Annotated in this window: 22 protein-coding genes, 4 tRNA genes, 1 rRNA gene and 1 other annotated feature; of the genes, 6 read left to right on the plus strand and 21 right to left on the minus strand. The window is 55.8% G+C overall.

Annotated elements, in window-relative coordinates; all coding sequences use genetic code 11:
* Positions 1-24: 24 nt before the first annotated feature.
* The 4 genes from ABUK12_RS11035 to rluD all read right to left on the minus strand — a co-directional run bounded on the left by ABUK12_RS11035 (position 25) and on the right by rluD (position 6,535).
* Positions 25-1,567: ribosomal RNA gene (locus ABUK12_RS11035) — 16S ribosomal RNA — on the minus strand.
* 556 nt (positions 1,568-2,123) lie between these two features.
* Entirely contained in the window at positions 2,124-4,697 is a 2,574-nt protein-coding gene (gene clpB / locus ABUK12_RS11040) for an ATP-dependent chaperone ClpB (protein WP_410016301.1), read from the minus strand.
* A 129-nt stretch (positions 4,698-4,826) separates the two neighbouring features.
* Positions 4,827-5,558 carry a purine nucleoside phosphorylase YfiH gene (yfiH, locus tag ABUK12_RS11045; protein WP_410016302.1) on the minus strand — a complete coding sequence of 244 codons (732 nt, stop codon included), beginning with the start codon at positions 5,556-5,558 and terminating at the stop codon, positions 4,827-4,829.
* A gap of 2 nt (positions 5,559-5,560) precedes the next feature.
* Positions 5,561-6,535: a 23S rRNA pseudouridine(1911/1915/1917) synthase RluD gene (gene rluD, locus ABUK12_RS11050; protein ID WP_410016303.1), complete on the minus strand. Its 975-nt coding sequence runs from the start codon at positions 6,533-6,535 to the stop codon at positions 5,561-5,563.
* 130 nt (positions 6,536-6,665) lie between these two features.
* Here rluD and bamD point away from each other — a divergent pair, with 130 nt between their 5' ends.
* The 4 genes from bamD to pheA all read left to right on the plus strand — a co-directional run bounded on the left by bamD (position 6,666) and on the right by pheA (position 9,509).
* Positions 6,666-7,397, plus strand: coding sequence for an outer membrane protein assembly factor BamD (gene bamD, locus ABUK12_RS11055; protein WP_410016304.1), 732 nt, complete (start codon positions 6,666-6,668; stop codon positions 7,395-7,397).
* Between the two features lie 313 nt (positions 7,398-7,710).
* The gene (gene raiA / locus ABUK12_RS11060) at positions 7,711-8,046 is read left to right on the plus strand and encodes a ribosome-associated translation inhibitor RaiA (RefSeq protein WP_410016305.1); all 336 of its coding nucleotides are present in this window, start codon (positions 7,711-7,713) and stop codon (positions 8,044-8,046) included.
* 154 nt (positions 8,047-8,200) lie between these two features.
* Positions 8,201-8,326 (plus strand) — a sequence feature (Phe leader region).
* On the plus strand, positions 8,202-8,249 hold the full coding sequence (locus ABUK12_RS11065; RefSeq protein WP_218586196.1) for a hypothetical protein: 48 nt from the start codon (positions 8,202-8,204) through the stop codon (positions 8,247-8,249). Its footprint overlaps the feature before it by 48 nt.
* A 25-nt stretch (positions 8,327-8,351) precedes the next feature.
* Positions 8,352-9,509, plus strand: coding sequence for a bifunctional chorismate mutase/prephenate dehydratase (gene pheA / locus ABUK12_RS11070; protein WP_410016306.1), 1,158 nt, complete (start codon positions 8,352-8,354; stop codon positions 9,507-9,509).
* A gap of 67 nt (positions 9,510-9,576) precedes the next feature.
* Here pheA and tyrA read toward each other — a convergent pair whose 3' ends face one another.
* The 7 genes from tyrA to ffh all read right to left on the minus strand — a co-directional run bounded on the left by tyrA (position 9,577) and on the right by ffh (position 15,983).
* Positions 9,577-10,698: a bifunctional chorismate mutase/prephenate dehydrogenase gene (tyrA, locus tag ABUK12_RS11075; RefSeq protein WP_410016307.1), complete on the minus strand. Its 1,122-nt coding sequence runs from the start codon at positions 10,696-10,698 to the stop codon at positions 9,577-9,579.
* A gap of 6 nt (positions 10,699-10,704) precedes the next feature.
* Positions 10,705-11,781, minus strand: a complete 1,077-nt coding sequence (locus ABUK12_RS11080) for a 3-deoxy-7-phosphoheptulonate synthase (protein WP_410016308.1) — start codon at positions 11,779-11,781, stop codon at positions 10,705-10,707.
* A gap of 690 nt (positions 11,782-12,471) precedes the next feature.
* The gene (gene rplS / locus ABUK12_RS11085) at positions 12,472-12,822 is read right to left on the minus strand and encodes a 50S ribosomal protein L19 (RefSeq protein WP_331123114.1); all 351 of its coding nucleotides are present in this window, start codon (positions 12,820-12,822) and stop codon (positions 12,472-12,474) included.
* Positions 12,823-12,888: 66 nt separating this feature from the next.
* The gene (gene trmD / locus ABUK12_RS11090; protein WP_410016309.1) at positions 12,889-13,641 is read right to left on the minus strand and encodes a tRNA (guanosine(37)-N1)-methyltransferase TrmD; all 753 of its coding nucleotides are present in this window, start codon (positions 13,639-13,641) and stop codon (positions 12,889-12,891) included.
* A 40-nt stretch (positions 13,642-13,681) separates the two neighbouring features.
* Positions 13,682-14,230: a ribosome maturation factor RimM gene (rimM, locus tag ABUK12_RS11095; protein ID WP_410016310.1), complete on the minus strand. Its 549-nt coding sequence runs from the start codon at positions 14,228-14,230 to the stop codon at positions 13,682-13,684.
* Positions 14,231-14,248: 18 nt separating this feature from the next.
* Positions 14,249-14,497 carry a 30S ribosomal protein S16 gene (rpsP, locus tag ABUK12_RS11100; RefSeq protein WP_162363866.1) on the minus strand — a complete coding sequence of 83 codons (249 nt, stop codon included), beginning with the start codon at positions 14,495-14,497 and terminating at the stop codon, positions 14,249-14,251.
* Positions 14,498-14,621: 124 nt separating this feature from the next.
* Entirely contained in the window at positions 14,622-15,983 is a 1,362-nt protein-coding gene (gene ffh / locus ABUK12_RS11105; protein ID WP_410016311.1) for a signal recognition particle protein, read from the minus strand.
* 166 nt (positions 15,984-16,149) lie between these two features.
* Between ffh and ABUK12_RS11110 the strand changes: the two genes are divergently transcribed.
* Positions 16,150-16,941 (plus strand): inner membrane protein YpjD, encoded by a 792-nt coding sequence (locus tag ABUK12_RS11110; protein WP_410016312.1) that lies wholly within the window; start codon positions 16,150-16,152, stop codon positions 16,939-16,941.
* Between the two features lie 71 nt (positions 16,942-17,012).
* The gene (locus tag ABUK12_RS11115) at positions 17,013-18,302 is read left to right on the plus strand and encodes an HlyC/CorC family transporter (RefSeq protein ID WP_410016313.1); all 1,290 of its coding nucleotides are present in this window, start codon (positions 17,013-17,015) and stop codon (positions 18,300-18,302) included.
* Positions 18,303-18,396: 94 nt separating this feature from the next.
* Here ABUK12_RS11115 and luxS read toward each other — a convergent pair whose 3' ends face one another.
* From luxS to ABUK12_RS11165, 10 genes are all read right to left on the minus strand, one after another.
* Positions 18,397-18,912 carry an S-ribosylhomocysteine lyase gene (gene luxS, locus ABUK12_RS11120; RefSeq protein WP_410016314.1) on the minus strand — a complete coding sequence of 172 codons (516 nt, stop codon included), beginning with the start codon at positions 18,910-18,912 and terminating at the stop codon, positions 18,397-18,399.
* A gap of 159 nt (positions 18,913-19,071) precedes the next feature.
* The gene (gene gshA / locus ABUK12_RS11125) at positions 19,072-20,634 is read right to left on the minus strand and encodes a glutamate--cysteine ligase (RefSeq protein ID WP_410016315.1); all 1,563 of its coding nucleotides are present in this window, start codon (positions 20,632-20,634) and stop codon (positions 19,072-19,074) included.
* Between the two features lie 299 nt (positions 20,635-20,933).
* On the minus strand, positions 20,934-21,500 hold the full coding sequence (gene yqaB, locus ABUK12_RS11130; RefSeq protein ID WP_410016316.1) for a fructose-1-phosphate/6-phosphogluconate phosphatase: 567 nt from the start codon (positions 21,498-21,500) through the stop codon (positions 20,934-20,936).
* Positions 21,501-21,748: 248 nt separating this feature from the next.
* A tRNA-Arg gene (locus tag ABUK12_RS11135) sits at positions 21,749-21,825 on the minus strand.
* A 42-nt stretch (positions 21,826-21,867) separates the two neighbouring features.
* Positions 21,868-21,944 (minus strand) — tRNA-Arg (locus tag ABUK12_RS11140).
* Positions 21,945-21,993: 49 nt separating this feature from the next.
* Positions 21,994-22,070: transfer RNA gene (locus tag ABUK12_RS11145), tRNA-Arg, on the minus strand.
* Positions 22,071-22,082: 12 nt separating this feature from the next.
* Positions 22,083-22,175, minus strand: a tRNA-Ser gene (locus ABUK12_RS11150).
* 275 nt (positions 22,176-22,450) lie between these two features.
* A complete protein-coding gene (gene csrA / locus ABUK12_RS11155) occupies positions 22,451-22,636 on the minus strand; it encodes a carbon storage regulator CsrA (protein WP_132926210.1) in 186 nt (61 codons plus the stop codon).
* Between the two features lie 250 nt (positions 22,637-22,886).
* Positions 22,887-25,514, minus strand: coding sequence for an alanine--tRNA ligase (alaS, locus tag ABUK12_RS11160; protein ID WP_410016317.1), 2,628 nt, complete (start codon positions 25,512-25,514; stop codon positions 22,887-22,889).
* A 142-nt stretch (positions 25,515-25,656) separates the two neighbouring features.
* Positions 25,657-26,148 carry a regulatory protein RecX gene (locus ABUK12_RS11165; RefSeq protein ID WP_410016318.1) on the minus strand — a complete coding sequence of 164 codons (492 nt, stop codon included), beginning with the start codon at positions 26,146-26,148 and terminating at the stop codon, positions 25,657-25,659.
* Between the last annotated feature and the right edge of the window lie 38 nt (positions 26,149-26,186).

Raw genomic sequence — 26,186 nt, forward strand, 5'->3', positions numbered from 1 at the left:
CTACACAATTAGTATCTATTTCGGTAAGGAGGTGATCCAACCGCAGGTTCCCCTACGGTTACCTTGTTACGACTTCACCCCAGTCATGAATCACAAAGTGGTAAGCGCCCTCCCGAAGGTTAAGCTACCTACTTCTTTTGCAACCCACTCCCATGGTGTGACGGGCGGTGTGTACAAGGCCCGGGAACGTATTCACCGTGGCATTCTGATCCACGATTACTAGCGATTCCGACTTCATGGAGTCGAGTTGCAGACTCCAATCCGGACTACGACGCACTTTGTGAGGTCCGCTTACTCTCGCGAGTTCGCTTCTCTTTGTATGCGCCATTGTAGCACGTGTGTAGCCCTACTCGTAAGGGCCATGATGACTTGACGTCATCCCCACCTTCCTCCGGTTTGTCACCGGCAGTCTCCTTTGAGTTCCCACCATTACGTGCTGGCAACAAAGGATAAGGGTTGCGCTCGTTGCGGGACTTAACCCAACATTTCACAACACGAGCTGACGACAGCCATGCAGCACCTGTCTCAGAGTTCCCGAAGGCACGTTCGCATCTCTGCAAACTTCTCTGGATGTCAAGAGTAGGTAAGGTTCTTCGCGTTGCATCGAATTAAACCACATGCTCCACCGCTTGTGCGGGCCCCCGTCAATTCATTTGAGTTTTAACCTTGCGGCCGTACTCCCCAGGCGGTCGATTTAACGCGTTAGCTCCGAAAGCCACGGCTCAAGGCCACAACCTTCAAATCGACATCGTTTACAGCGTGGACTACCAGGGTATCTAATCCTGTTTGCTCCCCACGCTTTCGTACCTGAGCGTCAGTCTTCGTCCAGGGGGCCGCCTTCGCCACCGGTATTCCTCCAGATCTCTACGCATTTCACCGCTACACCTGGAATTCTACCCCCCTCTACGAGACTCTAGCCTGCCAGTTTCAAATGCAGTTCCCGGGTTAAGCCCGGGGATTTCACATCTGACTTAACAGACCGCCTGCGTACGCTTTACGCCCAGTAATTCCGATTAACGCTCGCACCCTCCGTATTACCGCGGCTGCTGGCACGGAGTTAGCCGGTGCTTCTTCTGCGGGTAACGTCAATCGACAAGGTTATTAACCTTATCGCCTTCCTCCCCGCTGAAAGTGCTTTACAACCCGAAGGCCTTCTTCACACACGCGGCATGGCTGCATCAGGCTTGCGCCCATTGTGCAATATTCCCCACTGCTGCCTCCCGTAGGAGTCTGGACCGTGTCTCAGTTCCAGTGTGGCTGGTCATCCTCTCAGACCAGCTAGGGATCGTCGCCTAGGTGAGCCATTACCTCACCTACTAGCTAATCCCATCTGGGTTCATCCGATGGCGTGAGGCCCGAAGGTCCCCCACTTTGGTCTTGCGACGTTATGCGGTATTAGCTACCGTTTCCAGTAGTTATCCCCCACCATCAGGCAGATCCCCAGACATTACTCACCCGTCCGCCGCTCGCCGGCAAAGTAGCAAGCTACTTCCCGCTGCCGCTCGACTTGCATGTGTTAGGCCTGCCGCCAGCGTTCAATCTGAGCCATGATCAAACTCTTCAATTAAAAGCTTGATGCTCAAAGATTGTCATACTGTTAATCTTATGAATTAACTGTTTGTTCACTCTTCAAGACTTGGTATTTTTGTGTTTCGATACGGTCTTGTGAGTGCCCACACAGATTGTCTGATAAATTGTTAAAGAGCATGGCCAGCGTGCATCAATCTCACCTGGCGCGGGTTGCGTATATTACGTTTTCCCGCTGAAGAGTCAAGCTTTTATTTGCCCGAACCGGGCGCTTTTCCCTTCCCGACCCGGCATCGCGTTAGCGTTTGTTCCCGGTCAGTGGAGGCGCATTATAGGGACTTTCTCGCAGGTGACAAGGGCTATTTCGAAAAAAAATTTCAAGTGCTCAATATTAGCGCAAAACGTGGGTAAACGGCGTTTTATCCAGCCCGCAGAAGGCGCGGTCAAGCGGCCGGGGTCAAGCCAAGCATCACGGGGACGGTGGCGATCGATACGGATATGAATGCCCGGTGCGACCAAACAGCAGGCCGGACATAGTAAAAAAGCCCCGCCGTGAATACGGCGGGGCTTTTTTGCCAGGTTATTGCGATATGCGGTTATTGCCTGGCCACGATATGGCCGTTTTCCACTTCCAGCCGGATGGGGACCCCCGGGATAAGCGTACCTGACAACATCTGCTGCGACAGCGGGTTTTCTATTTCCTGCTGGATAGCGCGTTTCAGCGGCCGCGCGCCGTATACCGGATCGAACCCCTCCTCGCTGAGCAGCGCCAGCGCCTCGGCGCTCAGCGTCATGCTGTAGCCGCGATCTTCCAGCCGTTTGTACAGACGCTGCAGCTGGATTTGCGCGATTTCAGCGATATGCTCGCGACCCAGGGGATGGAAGACCACCACTTCATCGACCCGGTTAATGAATTCCGGACGGAAATGATGGCTGACCACACCCAGCACCATATCTTTCATTTCCTGATAGTTCATCTGGCCAAACCGCTCCTGGATAATATCGGACCCCAGGTTGGAGGTCATGATCACCACCGTATTGCGGAAATCCACCGTACGCCCCTGACCGTCGGTTAAGCGCCCGTCGTCCAGCACCTGCAGCAGGATATTGAACACATCGGGATGCGCCTTTTCGATTTCATCGAGCAGGATAACCGAATAAGGGCGGCGGCGAACGGCTTCCGTCAGATAACCGCCTTCCTCATAACCGACATATCCCGGAGGCGCGCCCACCAGCCGCGAAACAGAGTGCTTCTCCATAAATTCCGACATGTCGATACGTACCATGGCGTCGTCGCTGCTAAACAAGAAGGTCGCCAACGCTTTGCACAGCTCGGTTTTACCCACCCCGGTCGGACCGAGGAACATAAACGAACCGATGGGCCGGTTGGGGTCCGCCAATCCGGCGCGGCTGCGCCTGATGGCGTTGGACACGGCCTCCACCGCCTCGTTCTGGCCGATGACCCGATGGTGCAGTTCCTGTTCCATGCGCACCAGTTTGTCACGTTCGCTTTCCAGCATGCGCGAGACAGGAATACCGGTCCAGCGCGCCAGGACTTCGGCAATCTCAACATCGGTGACCCGGTTGCGCAGCAGGCGCATGGTTTTGCCTTCCGCCTGGGCCGCCGCCGCCAACTGTTTTTCCAGTTCGGGTATCTTACCGTACTGTAATTCGGACATGCGCGCCAAATCCCCTACCCGCCTGGCCTGCTCAATGGAAAGCTTCGCCTGCTCCAGCTCCGCTTTCAGGGACTGGGTACCGGAAAGCGAGGCTTTTTCGGCTTTCCACTCTTCTTCCAGTTCGGAATACTCCCGTTCCTTCTGCGACAGTTCGGCTTCCAGCATCTCCAGCCGTTTGATGCTGGCGTCGTCGGATTCCTTCTTCAGCGCCTGTTGCTCAAGCTTAAGCTGGATAATACGCCGTTCAAGACGGTCCAGCGCCTCCGGTTTGGAATCCATTTGAATACGGATGCTGGAGGCCGCTTCGTCTATCAGGTCGATAGCCTTATCCGGCAGTTGCCGATCGGAAATATAGCGATGGGACAGCGTCGCCGCGGCCACGATGGCCGGGTCGGTGATCTGCACATGGTGATGCAGCTCATAGCGTTCTTTCAGGCCGCGCAGGATGGCGATGGTATCCTCCACGCTCGGTTCGGCGACAAATACTTTCTGGAACCGGCGCTCCAGCGCGGCGTCCTTCTCGATATACTGCCGGTACTCATTGAGCGTAGTGGCGCCGACGCAATGCAGCTCGCCGCGCGCCAGCGCGGGTTTAAGCATATTGCCGGCATCCATCGCCCCGTCGGCTTTACCGGCGCCGACCATGGTATGCAGCTCATCGATAAACAGGATAATGTGGCCTTCCTGTTTCGACAGATCGCTCAGCACCCCTTTCAGGCGTTCCTCGAACTCCCCGCGATATTTTGCCCCGGCCACCAGCGAGCCCATGTCCAATGACAGCACCCGGCTGTTTTTCATGCCTTCGGGCACTTCGCCGTTAATGATACGCTGCGCCAGTCCTTCGACGATGGCGGTTTTACCCACCCCCGGCTCGCCGATTAACACCGGATTATTCTTGGTGCGGCGCTGCAGGACCTGGATCGTGCGCCGGATTTCCTCGTCACGGCCGATAACCGGGTCCAGTTTGCCGAGCTCCGCCCGCTCGGTCAGATCGATGGTATATTTTTTTAATGCCTGCCGTTGATCTTCGGCACCTTGATCGTTCACGTTGTCCCCGCCCCGCATTTGCTCGATAGCCTGGGTGATTTTTTCCGTGCTCGCGCCGGCTGATTTGAGCAAATCCGCCAGGGTCCCGCGCGAATCGAGCGCCGCCAGCACGAACAGTTCGGACGAAATAAAACTATCGGCGCGTTTTTGCGCCAGTTTGTCGCACAGGTTCAGTACCCGCACCAGATCCTGGGAAGGCTGCACGTCGCCGCCGGTGCCTTCCACCTGGGGCAGGCGCTCGATGGCTTTTTCAATCTCGGTGCGCAACGGCCCGGGGTTGATGCCCGCGGATTGCAGCAACGGACGCACCGTGCCGCCCTCCTGGTTAAGCAAGGCCTGCATGACGTGAAGCGGTTCGATAAATTGATTGTCGCGCCCAAGCGCTAGTGATTGAGCGTCGGCGAGGGCAAGCTGGAATTTATTGGTAAGACGATCCAAGCGCATAACTCCTCCCATATTGGTCAAAATTGCTACTGGAGATTAAATAAGGTCGTTTATTTAAAATTCAAGGATATTTCGCCAAATAAGTGGGAGATACCGCTTATCCGCCATGGACCGTCTTGGTGAAAGAGATTATATCAGCCAGACCAAAGTTGCCATACGTCCAGTGACACCATCGCGCCGATAGGAGAAATATGATGCTGCCTGGGTCACAGTACAGCGATCCCCGCCATAGATCTGGCCAACGCCGGCGGCGCGCAGCCGCAATCGGGCCAGGTGATAGATATCGGCGAGATATTTATCGCCATGGGGAAGAAAAGCGTCCGCGGCCTGCGGATCCCGGTCAACAAACGCCGCCTTAACCTCAGCGCCGACCTCAAACGAGGTCGGGCCGATGGCCGGTCCAAGCCAGGCCATGATCGAACCGGCGTCGGCATGGAATCCCGCCAGCGTATTTTCCAGGATGCCGGCGCATAAACCCCGCCAGCCCGCATGGGCGGCCGCCACCTCCGTGCCGGCGCGATCGCAGAACAGCACCGGCAGACAATCAGCGGTCATGATCGCGCAGACCTGCCCGATCTCGCGGGTATAGGCCGCATCGGCCTGGTTAAGCGCCGGCGCGTCCCCGGTCAGCGTAGCGACGTCGGTGCCATGGACCTGTTGCAGCCAGCGCGGCGCGGCGGGCAGTCCCGCCAGCGCAATCAGCCGTTGCCGGTTTTCCGCCACCGCGTCCGCATCGTCGCCGACATGATCGCCCAGGTTAAGCGAGTCGTAGGGCGGATGGCTTACCCCGCCACGGCGGGTGGTGGAACAGGCGCGCACGTTGGCGGGCGCGGGCCAGTCGGGGACGATCGGCCGGCTCATGGTTATTCCATCTGCTCGTTGGCCATCGCGACGTCCGCCTGCATCGCGGCGATCAAATCCACCATATCCTGCGGCAGCGGCGCATGCCATTCCATTTCAATGGAGGTGATGGGATGATACAGGCGCAACATGGTGGCATGGAGCGCCTGGCGATCGAAGCCGCGCAACAGTGCGACAAAGGCGTCGGAGGCGCCTTTGGGCGGACGCGGCCGGCCGCCGTATAAAGGGTCGCCCACCAGAGGATGGTTGATATGCGCCATATGCACCCGGATCTGATGGGTGCGGCCGGTTTCCAGCCGCAGCCGCAGACGGGTATGCACACGGAAATGCTCCATGATGCGATAATGGGTGACCGCGGGTTTGCCCATCGGGCTCACCGCCATATGGGTACGCTTGCTGGGATGGCGGGAAATCGGCTGCTCCACCGTGCCGCCGGCGGTCATATTGCCGATGGCCACCGCTTCATATTCACGGGTAATTTCCCGCGCCTGCAGGGATTCCACCAGCCGGGTCTGCGCCGGAACCGTCTTGGCGACCACCATCAGCCCGGTGGTATCCTTATCCAGGCGATGGACGATGCCGGCCCGGGGAACTTCGGCAATCGGCGGAAAATAATGCAGCAACGCGTTCAGGATAGTGCCGTCGGCATTGCCGGCGCCGGGATGCACCACTAAATCGCGGGGTTTATTCAGCACCATGATATCGTCGTCTTCATAGACGATATTCAGGGCGATATCCTGGGCCGCCCAGCGCGTGTCCTCTTCAAGAACCGCATTGATTTCAATGTTTTCTCCTCCCAGCACCTTTTCTTTCGGCGTTGGGAGCACGATCCCGTTAACCTGGACCAGTCCATCCAGAATCCAGACTTTTATGCGCGATCGGGAATAATCAGGGAACATTTCGGCCAAAGCCTGATCTAATCGTTGCCCGAGTTGTGATTCATTCACCACACCGGTGAGTAGTAGTTGTTGTGCCATATGCAGCTTCTTCGTTATCAAAGGGTTTTCACGGCAATGCCGTTTAGAATAATATGCTATTGTAGCTGGTCTCATTCGGGAGCTTAACGGACAGTCTCCCGGAATAACACTCGAGGATAAGCAAAACGTCATGATGCGTATGAAATATCTGGTGGCAGCAGCCACATTGAGCCTGATGCTGGTCGGTTGCTCCAGTTCCAAGGATCCCGTTCCGGATAATCCGCCCGCCGAGATTTATGCTTCCGCACAGCTCAAATTGCAGGACGGCAACTATAAGGGAGCCATCAGGGAACTGGAAGCACTGGATAACCGCTATCCGTTCGGTCCCTATGCGCAGCAGGTTCAGCTTGACTTGATTTATGCCTATTATAAATCGGCGGATCTCACTTTAGCCCAAGCCTCGATCGATCGCTTTCTGCGCCTGAATCCGACGCATCCAAACGTCGACTATGTCCTCTACATGCGTGGCCTGACAGATATGGCGCTGGACGACAGCGCATTGCAAGGGTTCTTCGGCGTGGATCGTTCCGACCGCGACCCGGAGCATGCCCGCGCGGCCTATCGTGATTTTACGCAACTGGTTCGCGGCTATCCGAACAGTCAGTATGCCACGGATGCCGGCAAACGTCTGGTTTATCTGAAGGATCGCCTGGCCAAGTATGAGCTGGCCGTCGTACAGTTTTACACCAAACGCGGCGCCTATGTCGCGGTGGTCAACCGGGTCGAGCAGATGCTGCGTGATTTCCCCGACGCCCAGGCCACACGCGACGCGCTGCCTTTGATGCAAAATGCTTACCGGCAGTTGCAGCTTCAGGGACAGGCCGACAAAGTGGCAAAAGTCATCAGCGCCAATCCAGCCTGATTACCGGCGCACGCCGACAACGAAATCCCGGTAGCTTCGGCTACCGTTTTTTTTGGTCAGGACGGGGCATTAAAAAGGAAATTGGGGAGGGCTTGGGCGGGATAAATCGACAGGACGCCACCTGACTTATCCATTCGATAATGCCCCATTCATCCGCAACACTCAAGCCTCGCGCCCGCTTTAGCGCGAGGGTGTCACAAAACCTGTGATCGCCCGCTCAACCCCGAAAAATAAGTGACATAAATCACACTTTCCCGTCATTCTGGGGGTATGCTTAAATTACGTAGACGGAAATAGGTAGAGAGGTAGTGATATGATTATCAATATTACCAGTAAGCAAATGGATATTACTCCGGCCATTCGTCAACATGCGGAAGAACGCCTGGCTAAACTGGCTAAATGGCAGACCCAACTGATAAATCCTCATATAATCCTCTCCAAGCAACCTCAGGGATTTGTGGCCGATGCCACCCTCAATACGCCTAACGGGCAATTAGTCGCCAGCGCCAGCAACCAGGACATGTATGCTGCCATCAACGAACTGATTACCAAGCTGGAACGCCAGCTCAATAAGGTACAGCATAAGGGCGAAGCCCGCCGCGCCGCGGAATGCGTCAAGACCGCCGCGACAAACATTGTCGAAGAATAACCGCATGCCGGCCGGGCGATGATCCCATCCCGGCAGCGAGCAGGGCTGGATAGCCGATACAACGATCATAACGCGCCTTAATGGCGCGTTTTATATTGACAGAATGAAAAGCCAGCGGTTACTGTAAGCCTCCGGATAACCACAAAGTCGATACCATGCATACCACACCGTTTTTCTTCGCCTTCTTTTTTATCTTCCCCTGAACGGGAGGCCGTCGTCCTATGAGAAAGAATACGAAGACGAACAAAAAAGCCTCCTGAAAACAGGAGGCTTTTTTTATGACCGATTGAAAGGTAGCTAACAACATGAGCGACAACCCATTATTGGCACTGCGCGAACGCATCAGCGCGCTGGATTTAAAGCTGTTATCACTGCTGGCGGAAAGACGCGGGCTGGCGCTCGATGTGGCGCGCAGCAAATTAACCACCCACCGTCCCATCCGCGATAAGGAACGTGAACGGATGCTGCTGGAACACCTGGTCACGGAAGGCAAAAAACTCAATCTCGACGGATTTTATATTACGCGGCTGTTTCAGCTGATTATCGAAGATTCCGTGCTGACCCAGCAGGCACTGTTGCAATCCAACCTGAACCAAACCCTGGAGCGCTCGGCACGCGTCGCTTTTTTGGGGCCGAAAGGCTCTTATTCACATCTGGCCGCGCGGCAATACGGCGCACGCTATTTTGATCAGGTGGTGGAATGCGGTTGCCAGAAGTTTCCCGACATCATCCAGATGGTGGAGACCGGCCAGGCCGATTATGGCGTGCTGCCCATTGAAAACAGCAGCTCAGGATCCATTAACGACGTCTACGACCTGCTGCAACATACCCATCTCTCCTTGGTGGGGGAACTGACCAATCCCATCGATCACTGTATGCTGGTCACCGGCGAGAGCAGTCTCGACCAAATAGAGGTGGTGTATAGCCATCCGCAGCCGTTCCAGCAGTGCAGCCAGTTTATCAGCCGCTATCCGCAGTGGAAGATTGAGTATTGCGAAAGCACCGCCGCCGCCATGGAAAAAGTGGCGGCGCTGCGCTCCCCGCATGCGGCGGCGCTCGGCAGCGGCCCTGGCGGCGCGTTGTACGGCCTGCAGGTGCTGGAACACAATCTGGCCAATCAACAGCAAAATTTCACCCGCTTTATTGTGCTGGCGCGCAAGGCCATTGACGTGTCCGAGCAGGTACCGGCCAAGACCACCCTGATTATGGCCACCGGCCAGCAGTCCGGCGCGCTGGTGGAGGCGCTGCTGGTGCTGCGCGATCAGGGTATTGTGATGACGCGGCTGGAGTCGCGGCCCATTCACGGCAATCCGCGCGAAGAGATGTTTTATATCGACGTACAGGCTAATTTACGCGGCGCGGCGATGCAAAAGGCGTTGATCGGGCTACAGGCCATCACCCGGTCGCTGAAAGTGCTGGGTTGCTACCCGTCGGAAAACGTGGTGCCGGTCGATCCACAATAAATCGCGCGCTCACTGGCGCTGACATGAAACGGGCCATATCACATGGCCCTGCGTTGGTTGAACCCGGCTATTTGCGGATATCATTGGCCTGGCGCAGCAGCAAGCGACTTTCCTCCAGAAAGCTTTGGGCGTAGCGGCCGAACCAATGCTCTATCTTTTTAAAGCGGGCGATAAACGCCTGTTTATCCCCTTGCTCCAGCAAGGAAATGGCCTCGCCGAAGCGCTGGTAATAACGCTTAATCAGCGCCAGGTTACTTTCCGAGGACATAATAATGTCCGCATACAATTGCGGATCCTGGGCAAATAAGCGTCCGATCATCGCAAGCTCCAGGCGGTATATCGGCGACGACAAGGCCAGCAGCTGTTCCAGCTCGACATTCTCTTCCGCCAGGTGCATGCCATAAGCAAAGGTGGCGAAATGGCGCAGCGCCTGGATAAACGCCATATTCTGGTCGTGCTCCACGGCGCTGGTGCGGTGCAGCCGGGCGCCCCATACCTGGATTTGTTCCAGCAGCCATTGATAGGCCTCAGGCTGCCGGCCATCGCAATAGACTACCACCTGCTTGGCCAGGCTGCCGCTGTCGGGACCGAACATCGGATGCAATCCCAAAACCGGCCCGTTATGGGCGGCCAGCATCGCTTGTAGCGGTGCGTTTTTTATCGACGCCAGATCCAGCAGGATACAGTCCTCCGGCAACGGCGGCAGGCGCTCAATGACCTCGACCGTCAGGTGGATTGGCACACTGACGATCACCATGCCCGCGTCCGCCAACAGTTCCGATGCCCGCGCCCAGTCATCCTGTTCCAGGATCCTGACCTGGTAACCGGAGAGCTGCAGCATTTTTTTAAACAGCCCGCCCATCTGGCCGCCGCCGCCGACAATCACCACCGGTCGCAGCTGCGGACAAAGCGATTTGAAACCCTTATCGTTTTCGCTGGAATAGGATTCGCGCATCACGCGTCTTAGCACATCCTCGATCAAATCAGGCGGCACACCCTGCGCCGCCGCCTCTTGCCGGCGCGACGCCAGCATGGCCGCCTCGCGATCGGGGGCATAAATCGGCAGACCGTAACGGCTTTTCACCTCGCCCACCTCGGCCACCAGCTGCAGCCGCCGGGCCAGCAAAGCTAATAAGGACTTATCCACTTCATCAATCTGATCCCGTAACGCGTTAAGCTCCGCTACCATACGCTCTTATTCTCCCGCCAGCCGTCCCGCCAGGACGCCGCGCAGTTCATTGTGCAGTTGTCGTAACAGTGTATCGGTACTTTGCCAATTGATACAGGCGTCCGTTACCGATACGCCATAGCGCATAGCGGCTCGGGGCTGCTCGGAGGACTGGTTGCCTTCGTGTATATGGCTTTCCAGCATCAGGCCGATAATGGAACGGTTTCCCGCCTTGATTTGCGCCAGCGCCGATTGCGCCACCTCGCCCTGGCGACGATAATCTTTATTGGAATTGCCATGGCTGCAATCAATCATCAGCGCCGCGTTAAGACCGGCCTTGGCCATCTGCTGTTCACAGTCGGCAATGTCGGCGGCATGGTAATTGGGCTGCTTGCCGCCGCGCAAAATGACGTGCCCGTCAGGATTACCGCGGGTTTGCAGTAGCGCTACCTGCCCCGCCTGGTTAATGCCCACAAAGCGGTGCGGCATGGCGGCGGCGCGCATGGCATTGATGGCGGTCGCCAGGCTGCCGTCGGTGCCGTTTTTAAAACCGACCGGCATCGACAGGCCGGAGGCCATTTCACGATGGGTCTGGGACTCGGTGGTGCGCGCGCCGATGGCGGACCAGCTGAACAGATCGCCAAGATACTGCGGGCTGTTCGGATCCAGCGCCTCGGTGGCCAGCGGCAGGCCCATGCGCACCAAATCCAGCAGCAGGCCGCGGGCAATTTTCAGGCCGGCCTCCACGTCGAAGGAGTTGTCCATGTACGGGTCGTTAATCAGGCCCTTCCAGCCCACGGTGGTGCGGGGTTTTTCAAAATAGACGCGCATAACGATATACAGCTGATCGCTCAGCTCCGCCGACAGTTCCGTCAGCCGCCGGGCATAGTCCAGCGCCGAATCCAGGTCATGGATGGAACAGGGGCCGCATACCACCAGCAGCCGGGGATCGCGGCCGTGGATAATATCGGCAATGGTTTGCCGCGCCGCGGCGATAGCCTGCTGCTCGGCATCGGTTAAAGGGAACTGCCGTTTTAGTTCTTCCGGCGTTATCATCACTTGTTCATCAAGGATATGAACATTATTGAGCGCGTCTTTTTGCATGAGAGAAGTCCTGACCAGAGGTTATTGCCGCGGGTCGCAAAAGCGTATTCCCGCTGCGTATGGGCTATACCATACCATGCTCCGTAAAGTTTTCAATCCATATGTGTAAATATTATGGTACCAATCGTATTCCTTTTTAGCATCCGCGTAAACGGGGCGATACCGCGCGAACACCGCCCTACCCCATCAAACAAAAATCCTTTATTTACAATATATTATAACAAATTTACCGCATAGGGTGATTTTACCCATCCTCTATGTGGACGTAAACTTCAGGCTAAAATCATTTTAATGTAAATATATATTTACGATAAACCCATTGAACAACGTGCCGCCGCGCACGCCGCAAAGTCAGATCGGAATCGGTGATCACCTTCGGCCACTCCCTTTAATCAGCTTTCGCCATCCGCTGCAAAACAGGAGTATTCCCGATAGCGCCGAAGGAATGTCTATCGTGCGCTAACGATATGGCGGGGTGAGGGTCCTGCAGCGCGCAAATCGACCCTGTCGATTGCCTGAGAGGCCTTAGCGCGGGACAGTGAAAACAGCGCAGACGAGGATTACAGGTCGCTGGATCACGTAATGAACCAATACAGAAATTTTTTGCAGGGTAAGGTAAAAAAGAGAAAAAAGGCCGGCCTACCGGCCGGCCTTTGATAACTAAATGCTTTCGGATGTTGCGAAAGCGTACTAGGCGTTAAGACGTTCTTTGATACGCGCAGACTTACCAGTACGTTCACGCAGGTAATACAGTTTGGCCTGACGCACGGCGCCACGGCGTTTAACCGTGATGCTGTCGATAACCGGTGAATGAGTCTGGAACACACGCTCAACACCTTCGCCATTGGAAATTTTGCGAACAGTGAATGCAGAATGCAGACCGCGGTTACGAATAGCGATAACCACGCCCTCGAATGCCTGCAGACGTTTTTTGCTGCCTTCAACAACCCATACCTTCACTTCCACGGAATCACCCGGACGGAATGCAGGTACGTCCTGCTTCATCTGTTCTTCTTCAATCTGTTTAATAATGTTGCTCATAATAGGTCTCTTACCCTAGGTAAACTGAGTGTTCGGGCTGTCAGCAACAAGGCTGGCATACCCCTATTAGTTTTGTCGCTCGGGCTGATATTCCCGTTGGAACTCAGCCAGCAACTTTGCTTGCTCGTCAGTCAGAGCTAGGCTTTCCAGAAGTTCAGGTCTTCTAAGCCAGGTACGGCCCAGTGACTGTTTCAAACGCCAGCGGCGTATCTGCGCATGGTTGCCCGACAGTAACACCGGCGGAACCTCCATGCCTGCCAACTCTTCGGGACGGGTATAGTGCGGACAGTCCAGCAAGCCCTCGGCGAACGAGTCCTCCGCCGCCGAGGCCTCATGACCCAATACCCCCGGAATAAACCGGGAGACGGAATCAATCAGCGCCATGGCCGCCAATTCACCGCCGCTGAGCACATAATCACCGATTGACCATTCTTCATCAATTTCGGTGGCTATCAGCCGCTCGTCTATACCTTCATAACGGCCGCACACCAGAATCATCTTCGGGTTGGCGGCCAGCTCGCTCACACCTTGCTGATCGAGCTTACGTCCCTGCGGGGAAAGATAAATAACCTTCGCCCCGGCGCCTGCTTGTTTTTTTGCCTCGTGAATCGCGTCCCGCAAGGGCTGCACCATCATCAGCATGCCCGGTCCGCCGCCATACGGGCGTTCGTCCACGGTACGATGCCTGTCGTGCGTGAAATCACGCGGACTCCAGCACTGCATACTCAGCAGGCCGTTTTTCACTGCCCGGCCAGTTACCCCGTAATCAGTGATGGCGCGAAACATTTCGGGAAACAGGCTGATAACACCAATCCACATAACGCCGTTCCACCCATTATCACTGTTTTACCACCGGGGCTCAAAAACTTGGATCCCAATCGACCTCAATCACATGAGCGCCGAGATCCACCTTTTTGATAACCTGTCCGTCGAGGAACGGAATCAACCGCTCCTGGATACCGAAGGCATCTTTCAGGTTGGCTTTTACCACCATGACATCGTTAGAGCCGGTTTCCATCATATCAATGACGCCGCCCAGCTCGTAGCCCGCAGTGGTTACTACCCGGCAACCCGTAAGGTCTTTCCAGTAATAATCACCCGCGTCCAGAGCCGGCAGCTGCGTTGAATCCACGACGATTTCACAGTTCGTCAGCAGAGACGCCGCTTCCCGGTCTTCCATGCCTTTGACCTTGATGATCAAATCCTGACTGTGGCGCTTCCAGCCTTCCAGCTCGATACACTGCCACTCACCCGCCCGTTTGATAAACCAGGGCTGGTAATCAAAAATGCTTTCGGATTCTTCAGTGGAAGAAAACACTCTGAGCCAACCGCGAATGCCATACGTCGATCCCATTTTGCCCACGATAATGGGGTTGGTGGGAATTGCGGTACGGATTTGTTTGCTCATAGCCGCCACCGAGATCCTTTAAGCCGCTTTCTTCGCGTCTTTGATAAGACCAGAAACGCGTTCTGAAACGGTGGCGCCCTGACCGACCCAATGCTCGATGCGATCCAGGTCTAAACGCAGGCCTTCAGCCTGACCGGAAGCGATCGGGTTGTAGAAGCCAATACGTTCAATAAAGCGACCATCACGCGCATTGCGGCTGTCGGTCACGACGATTTGATAAAACGGGCGTTTTTTTGCGCCGCCACGTGCCAAACGAATTGTTACCATAACATCCTCTTTAGTTAATAAAACAACCGGGCCCCATCGAGGAACGGGGCCCAGTTGCCATTTAAAGCAGTAGTATAAAAAGCTCCGAAATTCTACGCGTTTTGGGGCAAAAAGCAATCGATAGTTAACGTCCGGTGAATCCCGGCGGCATCATGCCTTTCATGCCGCGCAGCATTTTCGCCATTCCGCCCTTCTTCATCTTTTTCATCATACGCTGCATATCGTCGAACTGCTTGAGCATACGGTTTACGTCCTGCACCTGCAAACCACAGCCGGTGGCGATACGGCGTTTACGCGACCCTTTGATAATCTCAGGCTGCGCGCGCTCCTTGAACGTCATGGAATTGATGATAGCCTCCATGCGCACCAGGACGCTGTCGTCCATTTGCGATTTCACATTGGCCGGCAGTTGGCCGGCGCCGGGCAGCTTGCTCATCATGCTGGCCATGCCGCCCATACTGCGCATTTGCTTAAGCTGGTCGAGAAAATCGGTTAAATCGAAACCATCGCCCTTTTTCAGCTTATTAGCCAGCTTTTCAGCCTGGACGCGGTCGACCTTGCTTTCGATATCCTCGATTAACGACAGTACGTCGCCCATGCCCAGGATCCGTCCGGCGATGCGTTCCGGGTAGAATGGCTCCAGGGCGTCGGTTTTTTCCCCCACGCCCATGAATTTAATCGGTTTGCCGGTGATATGGCGAATGGACAACGCCGCCCCGCCGCGCGCGTCGCCGTCGACCTTGGTCAGAATCACGCCGGTGAGGGGCAGCGCCTCGTTAAACGCCTTGGCGGTATTGGCGGCGTCCTGGCCGGTCATGGCGTCGACGACGAACAGCGTCTCCACCGGCACCACGGCCGCGTGGATCTGCTTGATCTCGTCCATCATGGCTTCATCGACGTGCAAACGGCCGGCGGTATCCACCAGCAACACGTCGTAGAATTTCAGCTTTGCCTGCTGCAACGCCTGCTTGACGATATCAATGGGCCGTTGGCCGGCATCGGACGGGAAAAAATCCACGCCCACCGTCTCAGCCAGGGTTTCCAGCTGTTTGATGGCCGCCGGCCGATAAACGTCGGCGGACACCACCAGCACTTTTTTCTTATGCTTTTCGCGCAGGTATTTGCCAAGCTTGGCGACGCTTGTGGTTTTACCGGCCCCTTGCAGGCCCGCCATCAGCACCACCGCCGGCGGTTGAGCCGCCAGGTTGAGCTCGCTGTTTTCCTCGCCCATCGCGCTGACCAGCTCGGTACGCACGATTTTGACGAATTCCTGGCCCGGCGTCAGGCTTTTATTGACTTCCTGCCCGACCGCGCGCTCTTTTACCCGATTGATAAAATCACGCACCACGGGCAGCGCCACGTCGGCTTCGAGCAGCGCCAGGCGCACCTCGCGCAGGGTGTCTTTAATGTTCTCTTCTGTCAGGCGGCCCCGGCCGCTGATATTGCGCAACGAGCGCGATAATCTGTCGGATAAATTTTCAAACATCGTTCTTTACTCAACCTGGAGTCCGGCCGCTTGTGCGACATTATTGCCGGCGAGTATAACACGAAGCAGCGGCAGATCGCTGCCCCGCGACGAGAACGTTTGGTGCGGGACGCCGCTGAGGCTATACTGGTCGCCTCTTTATTCCTTGCCAAAGCCTATTTGCGATATGTCCTGGATTGCCCTACTGGCTTTTGTTGCCTACGCCGTAAGTCTCGGCCTGATCCTGCCCACCGTTTTGCGCAGGAACGACGCCTATCGCCGTCTGGCGCTGCTGTCCGCCGCGGTGGCGCTGATTTGCCACGCCTGCACGTTGTATTTGCGTATATTCGGCGTTCATGCCGGCCAGAACCTGAGCCTGCTGAATATCGGCTCCCTGGTGAGCCTGCTGATAGCCATTGTCATGACCATCGTCGCCGCGCGTAACCGCGGCTGGTTTCTGCTGCCGGTGGTGTATATTTTCGCCATGATTCATTTGGCCGCCTCCACCCTGATGCCCGGCGAATTTATCACCCATCTCGAGGCCACTCCGGGGCTGCTGATCCATATCGGCCTGGCGCTGTTTTCTTATGCGGTGCTGATCATCGCCGCTTTATACGCCTTCCAACTGGCCTGGCTGGATCATCTGCTCAAGACAAAACGGCTGACATTCAGCGCCGATATGCCGCCGCTGATGGGCATTGAGCGCAAGATGTTCCATATTACCCAGGTCGGGGTGGTGCTGCTTACGCTGACCCTGAGCACCGGCCTGCTGTATATGCAAAATATGTTCAGCGGTGAGAATCTGCATAAAGCAGTGCTCTCCTTCGTCGCCTGGTTGGTCTATATTGTTTTATTGTGGGGCCATTATCGTAAAGGCTGGCGCGGGCGCCGCGTGGTATGGCTGAGTTTGGTCGGCGTGCTGTTGCTGACCCTGGCCTATTTCGGCAGCCGCATTTGGCAGAATATTCTGGCCGGCTAGCGAGAAGTCAACGACCACCCGTTACGGCTGGTCGTTAACCGCTTTATTCACCCCTACAAGGAATGCCCACGTTGGAACATGTTTCAACCAGTACGCTGATAATTATCCTGGTGATTATGGTACTGGTGTCCGCCTATTTTTCGGCCTCTGAAACCGGCATGATGACGCTCAACCGTTACCGCCTGCGACACCTGGCCAAACAGGGCAACCGCGCCGCCCGGCGCGTCGAGAAGTTACTGCGCCGTACCGACCGACTGTTGAGCCTGGTATTGATTGGCAATAACCTGGTGAATATCCTGGCCTCGGCGCTGGCCACCATCGTCGGCATGCGCCTGTACGGCGATATCGGCGTGGCGATCGCCACCGGCATCCTGACTTTTGTCATCCTGCTGTTCGCCGAAGTGCTGCCAAAAACGGTGGCGGCGCTGTACCCAGAGCATATTGCCCTGCCCAGCAGCCTGCTGCTGGCGCCGCTGCAAAAAATCATGATGCCGCTGGTCTGGCTGCTGAATATCATTACCCGCCTCCTGATGCGCATCATGGGCATTAAAGTCCCGTCTAATCTGAACGACGCCCTGAGCAAGGATGAACTGCGATCCATCTTCAATGAGTCCCGCTCGCTGATTTCGCGGCGCAACCAGGACATGCTGCTCTCGGTACTGGATTTGGAAAAGGTGAGCGTCGGCGACATTATGGTGCCGCGCAATGAAATTGTCGGTATCAACGTCAACGATGAATGGCGCAATATCATCCGCCAGCTGACCCACTCGCCCCACGGACGCATCGTGCTGTACCGCGATAATCTCGACGATGCCATCGGCATGCTGCGGGTGCGCGAAGCCTACCGCCTGATGACGGAGAAGCAGGAATTCACCAAGGAAAACCTGCTGCGCGCCGCCGATGAGATCTACTACATTCCCGAGGGCACGCCGCTGAATATCCAGTTGGTGAAATTCCAGCGGAACAAGGAAAAGGTCGGTCTTATCGTCGATGAATACGGGGATATCCAGGGACTGGTGACGGTCGAGGACATACTGGAGGAGATTGTCGGCGACTTTACCACGTCCATGTCCCCCACCCTGGCGGAGGAAGTGATACCGCAAAGCGACGGGTCGGTCTTGATCGACGGCGGCGCCAATATCCGCGAACTGAATAAAGCCTTTAACTGGACGCTGCCGGAAGCCGAGGCGCGCACGGTTAACGGCATGCTGCTCGAAGCGCTGCAGGATATCCCGCCGGTGGGCACGCATACCCAGATAGATAGCTACAAGATTGAAATCATGGCGGTGCAGGACAATATGATCAAGCAGGTGCGCATTACGCCGCTGAAGGCCTTTAAAAAGGGCGTGGACGAAGCCTAGCTTAAACCGGCCCACAGGCCGGGGGCGGGTATCATGGGCAAGGAGGGTGAAGCGTAGCTGTCTTGCCCATCACACCCGCGGGCACTGCTCGGGTTTAGATATGCAGCTCTGCCAGCTTTTCTTTCGGCAGCGCCAGTTCCTCGTTATGGTTCACCCGGATATCGTTGTCCAGAATATGCTGGGCAATCTCCTGCGCTTCCGGTAGGGAATGCATATGATAGGTGCCGCATTGATATTCATTCAACTCGGGGATTTTGTTCTGGTCGGTGACTTTCAGCACATCGGCCATGGCGGCTTTCCACGCGTTGGCGACACGCACTTCATCCGGCGCGCCGATAAGGCTCATATAAAAGCCGGTACGGCAGCCCATGGGGGAAATATCGACGATTTCCACACCGTCGCCATTCAGGTGATTACGCATAAAACCGGCGAATAAATGTTCCAGGGTGTGAATGCCGCGCTCAGGCATCACTTCCAGGTTAGGCCGGCAAAAACGCAAATCAAAGACGGTGATGGTATCGCCATGGGGAGTTTTCATGGTCTTCGCAACACGAACCGCTGGGGCTGCCATGCGGGTGTGGTCTACGGTAAAGCTATCCAGTAGTGGCATACGTCACCTCCTCTTAGAAAAAATTAATTTTTTTTACCATTGTAAGGAAACTTTTTTCCTTGGTGCGAGTCTGAATTAGTGAAAGACGCGCATTTGTTATCATCATCCCTGTATTCAGAGATGTTTATTTGGCCACAGTCCTCTGTGGCCTTTTCTTTTTCAGCCAGCGTTATGCTGCGCAACAAACTGCTCAAAACTTACGCTATCACCCGCTTCAATCTCGCGCTGCCGTTGCCAGGAACGCGCCTGCTCCTTTGCCAACAGCTCTTCATTCAGTATTTCCAACGGCTCATCGCACAGGGTCTGACGATAATTATTCGCCAGAATCAAGCCCAGGCCGCCAATGCCATGTTCCTTCATCGCCGCAAGAATGCGCGCCGAGAAGGTCAGGGCCGGATCGTCAAAGCCGGCCACCAGGTTATCGCAGGCCTGGCGGTAGTGATAATTATGGTTATTGCCATCAAGAATGACCGCCACACGGCGCAAATCACGGAACAGCGCCTTGCCGATCTCGGCCAGCGGCTCCTGCTGTGAACCACAGTCTACCCCCAGGGTCAGGCCGGGTTTGCGTCCTTCCAGAATGACTTTATTCCAGTTGGTGCGGGTGCACAGCACCTCCTCCGCGCTCATTTCCGGGGCCTCAGCCAGCGTACACCAAATCAGGAAAAGATCCAGAAAGCGCGCCTGTTGTTCGTCAATGCCGATCGGCGAGAAGGGATTGATATCAAGCGACCGCACTTCGATATATTCGATGCCTCCGCGCTCTAACGCGTCGGAAGGTGATTCGCCTTTTTGTGTCACACGCTTGGGGCGTACCGGCGCATAGAGTTCGTTTTCGATCTGCAGTACGTTGGTGTTGATTTGCAGCCGCTTGCCGTTCTTTTCCAACCCGATACGCTGGTAATCGGCCGAGGGCGTCTTGATGGCCCGCTTCAGGGCGGCGATATACTCGTCAATCCGGTTGAAGGTAATCCCCAGCTGGCTTTGGGACTTATTGGTATAACCCAGATCGCTCAGTCGCAGCGACGTTGCGAACGGCAGGTAAATCATGCCGGATGTCGAGCGTTCAAACGGCAAATCGGTTTCGCGGCCGTCAAGGAATGAAGAACAGACCGCCGGCGACGCCCCGAACAGATAGGGTATTATCCAGCCGAAGCGATAATAGTTGCGGATTAGGCGCAGATACCCGTCGGAAATCGCCGCTTTGCCGCTGAGCTCATCCGTGACGCCCAGCCGTGCCTGCCAGAACGCCAGGGGTAGCGAAAAATTATAATGTACCCCGGAGATGATCTGCATCAGCGCGCCATAACGGTTCTTCAGGCCTTCGCGGTACAGGGTCTTGAAACACCCGATATTGGACGAGCCATATTGAGCCAGTTCGATCGGCTGGCTATGATCGATAAAACACGGCATGCTCATCGGCCACATGCGTTCTTCGCCAAGATTGCGCGCCACATGACGATGGATGTCGCGCAAGAAGGCCAGCAGGTGATCGATATCTTCGTCCACCGGCGTGATAAATTCGAGCAATGCTTCGGCAAAATCCGTCGTAATCCATTTATGCGTCAACGCCGCGCCCAGTGATTCCGGATGCGGGGTTTGCGCCAAACGGCCATTGGCGGTGATGCGCAAGGTTTCGCGCTCCACACCCCGGCGAATCCCCTCCAACGCATGAGGATTGGCTTCCAGCCATGAAAGTGCTTCAGATACGTCCGGGATCAAATTGACCTCCCGCAGTTAATTTTGTATTGGGTAAGCATAATTGAATCTGCTCGTTTATCGCTATCTATCGTTATCATTTACGCATTCATCATCAGGTGAGTCCCGGAAATGTTAACCGGATTGATAGGTCCTAATGTAATGCTTTTCCCAACTATAAAGAGATCATTACGGGCTTTGCGCTTAACCGGACGCCAGGCCGCCACGGCGGCGGCGATAAGAAGGCAGCAGCATGGTTTATGCCGGCGCCGCACGCCAGGCGATGACAATGGCAAGCCGGCCACCATGGCGTCAAGGTTTTTTTATGGCATCCGCACATCGACAAATGCCATGCCGGCCGCGCGGGCAGCCTGAATGCCAAAATCGGCGTCTTCGAAGACGACGCATTTTCCTGGCGCCACGCCCATCAGCTCGGCGCAACGCAAAAAAGTATCAGGAAAGGGTTTATGCCGGGTCACATCATCGGCACCGACGATGGCGTCGAAATAGTGTAATAGCCCGAGGTGTTCCAGCAGCGACACGGCCATGCGATGCTCGCTGCCCGTGCCCACCGCCATGGGACGCTTGCCATGGTAGGCTTTCACCACCTCGATTAACGGCAACGGCCGGACATTGTCCAGCAGCATCAATTCCACCGCCGCGGTTTTTTCAAGCGCCAGCAGGTAAGGATCCATACTGGATCCATGGTTGTCGATAATGGTTTTGGCAATACGCCAGGTTGGCGATCCATTTAAGCCGGCCATGGCTGCACCATCATAATGCATATCGTGTTTACCAAGCACCTGGTGCCAGGCTTTATGATGGGTCGGCTCAGTATCAAGCAACGTGCCGTCCATATCGAAGATCAACCCTGCGTACCGATCGTACATCGTCGTTTCCTGATGCTAAAAATAAGCCTTTACTGTAACGCAAAGTCATAAAATTGTCGCTTTTTCTGTATTGCGGCGAGCCGGACCGGGGGCGAATGCCGTAGGGGGAAAGAGTGGCACGCGTTAAATTAGGAATATCACCGGTACGCCGCAGGGAAAGCAAGCCAGGCAAATAACATAGAGAGGGGGGAAACGTCGAGGCCGTAGACAATGCGCGAGCAGCGCTGGGAACAACAGAAGCACCGACATGGTGCATCCAGGAGGATTCGAACCTCCGACCGCTCGGTTCGTAGCCGAGTACTCTATCCAGCTGAGCTATGGATGCAAATAAGATAAGCCGTAAAGCAGAGGGTCTAAATATAAAAAATGGTGCATCCAGGAGGATTCGAACCTCCGACCGCTCGGTTCGTAGCCGAGTACTCTATCCAGCTGAGCTATGGATGCATTGTAGTAATAGAACTGCTTTTTCCTGACCGTGCAACAGGTCAATTAATGGTGCATCCAGGAGGATTCGAACCTCCGACCGCTCGGTTCGTAGCCGAGTACTCTATCCAGCTGAGCTATGGATGCATTCTTAAATAATGGCGGTGAGGGAGGGATTCGAACCCTCGATACAGCTTTTGACCGTATACTCCCTTAGCAGGGGAGCGCCTTCAGCCTCTCGGCCACCTCACCTACGCGCCGATGTTAAAGCTCATCGGCACTGCGTGGCGCACATATTACTTTCCCGGCCTGATAAGTCAAACAATTTTTCCCGTCTGGCGAGCGTTTGCGCAAAAGCCATGCAACTTGACCAGATTGACAGCACAATAACGCCCGGCACCGCCCTTATCCGGGAAAATGCAAGCTGTTGGTAAAGATTTTATGTAGAAATAATCAGTAAAAATTAAATGATTTTACAGCAGGAAAGGAGAGATTAGCGCCCCGCGCAAGCAAGGCGCCTGAAAAGATCAGAAGGGATTCTGTTGTGATTTTTCAGCCTGGATACGCTGGTATATTTCTTCACGGTGAACAGAGACTTCTTTAGGCGCATTGACACCGATACGTACCTGGTTGCCCTTGACTCCTAAAACCGTAACCGTTACCTCATCGCCAATCATGAGGGTTTCACCAACTCGACGAGTCAGAATAAGCATTCTTTGCTCCTTGAAAGATTAAAAGAGTCGGGTCTCTCAGTTTCCCGCCATTATCCATCATATACCGTGAAAACGTAAGTCATGTAAGCGACATAAAATGCCAGCAGGCTGACGACTTTCAACATCTGGTATAAGTTTAGTCGATATGACCAGCTTCGCGCCTAACTTTTGACTCAGCGGATAATACGAATCCAAACGCCATAACTTAACAGAAAGCTATGGCGTTTATCATAACGTATTCTTATCCGCTCTAGATTTTAGTCGCCAGCCAGGCCTCTACGCCGGCCAATGCCGCGGGCAGCGCCTGGACGTCGGTACCGCCGGCCTGGGCCATATCAGGCCGGCCGCCGCCTTTGCCGCCCACCTGCTGGGCCAGCTGGCCGATAAGGTCGCCGGCCTTAACGCGGTCGGTTAAGTCTTTGGTGACGCCCGCGATCAGGCTGACTTTATCATCGGCGACGGTCGCCAGCACAATCACCGCCGACCCCAGCTGGTTTTTCAGATCATCCACCATGGTGCGCAGCATCTTGGGTTCAACGTTATCCAGTTTGCTGACCAGCAGCTTCACGCCGTTAACCAGCTTAACGTTGCCGGACAGCGCCGAACTTTCCTGCGCCGCCTGCTGGCTTTTGAGCTGCTGGATCTCTTTCTCCAACTGCCGGGAGCGCTCGATCAGGGCTTTTACCTTATCCGCCAGACTTTGGTTATCCCCTTTGACCAACTGGGCGATGCCATGAATCAAATCGCTTTGCTGATGCAGGCTGGCTAAAGCCCCTTCGCCGGTCACGGCTTCAATGCGGCGGATGCCGGCCGCGGTGCCGGATTCGGAGATGATGCGGAACAGGCCGATATCCCCGGTGCGGCTGGCATGGATACCGCCGCACAGTTCGGTGGAGAAATCACCCATGCGCAGCACCCGTACCTTGGCGTCGTACTTCTCGCCGAAAAGCGCCATGGCCCCGGTGCCGCGCGCGGCCTCCAGATCCATGATCTCGGTCTCGATGGGCAGGTTCCGGCGGATTTGCTGGTTGACGATATCCTCCACGGCACGGATCTGCTGGGGTTTCATCGCTTCAAAGTGGGAGAAATCGAAACGCAGGTATTGATCGTTGACCAGAGAGCCTTTTTGCGCCACATGGGAGCCCAGCACCTGCCGTAGCGCCGCGTGCAACAAGTGGGTGGCGGAATGGTTAAGGCGAATACGGGAGCGGCGCGCTTCGTCCACGCTGGCGCTCACCGCATCCCCGACCTTGAGTTCGCCCATGGCCAGCCGGCCGACGTGCCCGAACGCCTGGCCGTACTTTTGCGTATCGTCGACCGTAAACAGCCCCTGCGTGGCCTTCAGCTCGCCCTTGTCGCCCACCTGGCCGCCGGATTCGCCATAAAACGGCGTTTCGTCCAGGACCACGACGGCGTCGTCACCCTGGCGAATGGACTGCACCGGCTCACCGTTGCGAAACAACGCGACCACGGTGCCGGTATGCTGCGCTTCGTCATAACCGAAGAACCGGGTGGCTTTATCCACGCGCAGCATGCTGTTGTAGTCGGCGCCGAAACCGCTGGACTCGCGGGCGCGGCGGCGCTGCGCATCCATAGCCCGCTCAAAACCCTCTTCGTCCACCTTCAGTTGCCGCTCACGACAGACATCGGCGGTCAGGTCCAGCGGGAAACCATAGGTATCATACAGGCGAAAGGCGGTTTCACCGTCCAGGGTATCGCCCTTAAGCTTGCCCAGTTCCTCGTCCAGCAAGGCCAGGCCGCGCTCCAGCGTACGGGCGAATTGTTCTTCCTCGGTTTGCAGCACCTGCTCAACCCTTGCCTGCTGCTGTTTCAACTCCGCGGCGGCCGGACCCATCACGTCAATCAGCGGCGCAACCAGCCGATGGAAGAAGGCATCCCCGGCGCCCAGCATGTTGCCATGCCGTACGGCGCGGCGGATGATGCGCCGCAGGACATAGCCGCGGCCTTCGTTGGACGGCACCACGCCGTCAGCAATCAGGAAGGCGCAGGAGCGGATATGGTCGGCGATCACGCGTAACGATTTGCTGCCCAGGTCGGCGCAACCGGTCACCTGCGCCACCGCCTCGATAAGCGTACGGAACAGGTCGATGTCATAATTCGAGTTAACGTGTTGCAGCACCGCGGATATGCGCTCCAGTCCCATGCCGGTATCCACCGAGGGCTTGGGCAGCGGCAGCATGGTACCGTCTGATTGACGGTTAAACTGCATAAACACTAAATTCCAGATTTCAATGTACCGATCGCCGTCTTCCTCCGGGCTTCCCGGAGGACCGCCCCAGATATGATCGCCATGATCGTAGAAAATTTCCGAGCACGGGCCGCAGGGACCGGTATCGCCCATCTGCCAGAAGTTATCCGACGCATAGGCGCCGCCTTTATTGTCGCCAATGCGGATAATGCGTTCTTCTGGCACGCCGACGTCCCGCGCCCAAATGTTATAGGCCTCGTCGTCGGTGGCATAGACGGTCACCCAGAGCTTTTCCTTCGGCAGGTTGAACCAGGCGGCGCCGGTAAGGAGTTCCCACGCAAAGTTGATGGCGTCCTGCTTGAAGTAGTCGCCGAAGCTGAAATTACCCAGCATCTCAAAAAAGGTATGGTGGCGCGCGGTATACCCGACATTTTCCAGGTCGTTATGTTTACCGCCCGCGCGCACGCAGCGCTGGGATGTGGTGGCACGCCGGTATTGGCGTTTATCCAGCCCGAGGAAAACATCCTTGAATTGGTTCATGCCGGCATTGGTAAAAAGCAATGTCGGATCGTTATCTGGCACCAGGGAGCTACTTGCAACTACCTGGTGGCCTTTGCTATGGAAAAAATCGAGAAACGCTTGACGGATCTCAGCGGTGCTCTTGCTCATAGTTGTCCTGGAATCAAGCTAAACGAACGGATCGGAAACAGAATAGCGCAGTATTGGGGCGCTACAGTAGCGTTCACGAACTCAAAAGTGGGAATAAGATAAATTTTCTTGGAGGGGAAGTAAAATCCCACAGGCCATCAAATTAAAAATTTATATAAATTGATCGAATCTCATCGTAGGAAAAACCGCGGGAAAGAAGGTAACGCTGCACTTTGGCCCGGGCCTCCCGATCGGGGGGAAGCGGTTGGCCGAATTTTTTCCAGGCAACATCCTGCGCCTGCGCCGACCGATCGATTTGTGCTTCGGTAAAGGCGTTATCTATGATTTCCCTGTCTATTCCCTTTTGCAACAGTTCCATGCGGATCTTTTGTTCGCCATAGCCTCTTTTGCTGCGACTGTTCACATAACGCAGGGCGAAACGGGCATCGTCCAGCCAGTCATTTTGCAGGCAATAGTCAATAACTTCCTGAATATCGTCTTCTGTGATCTCCAGCGCATCCGCCGCCTTAACGACCGCTCTTGCTTTGAATCTCTGCCTGGCGGCCGGCTGCGTCGCCAGTTTACGACGCAGCTCCGCTTCGCTGTGATCGCGCAGCGTGAGCAAACGTAAGGCGCGATCGAGCAATGTGCTCATAGGCCGGCGACCCAGGGGACAAACCGCCCCCGGTCCCC

Origin of the sequence: Sodalis sp. C49, assembly GCF_046352915.1 — a bacterium.
Lineage (GTDB): Bacteria > Pseudomonadota > Gammaproteobacteria > Enterobacterales > Enterobacteriaceae > Acerihabitans.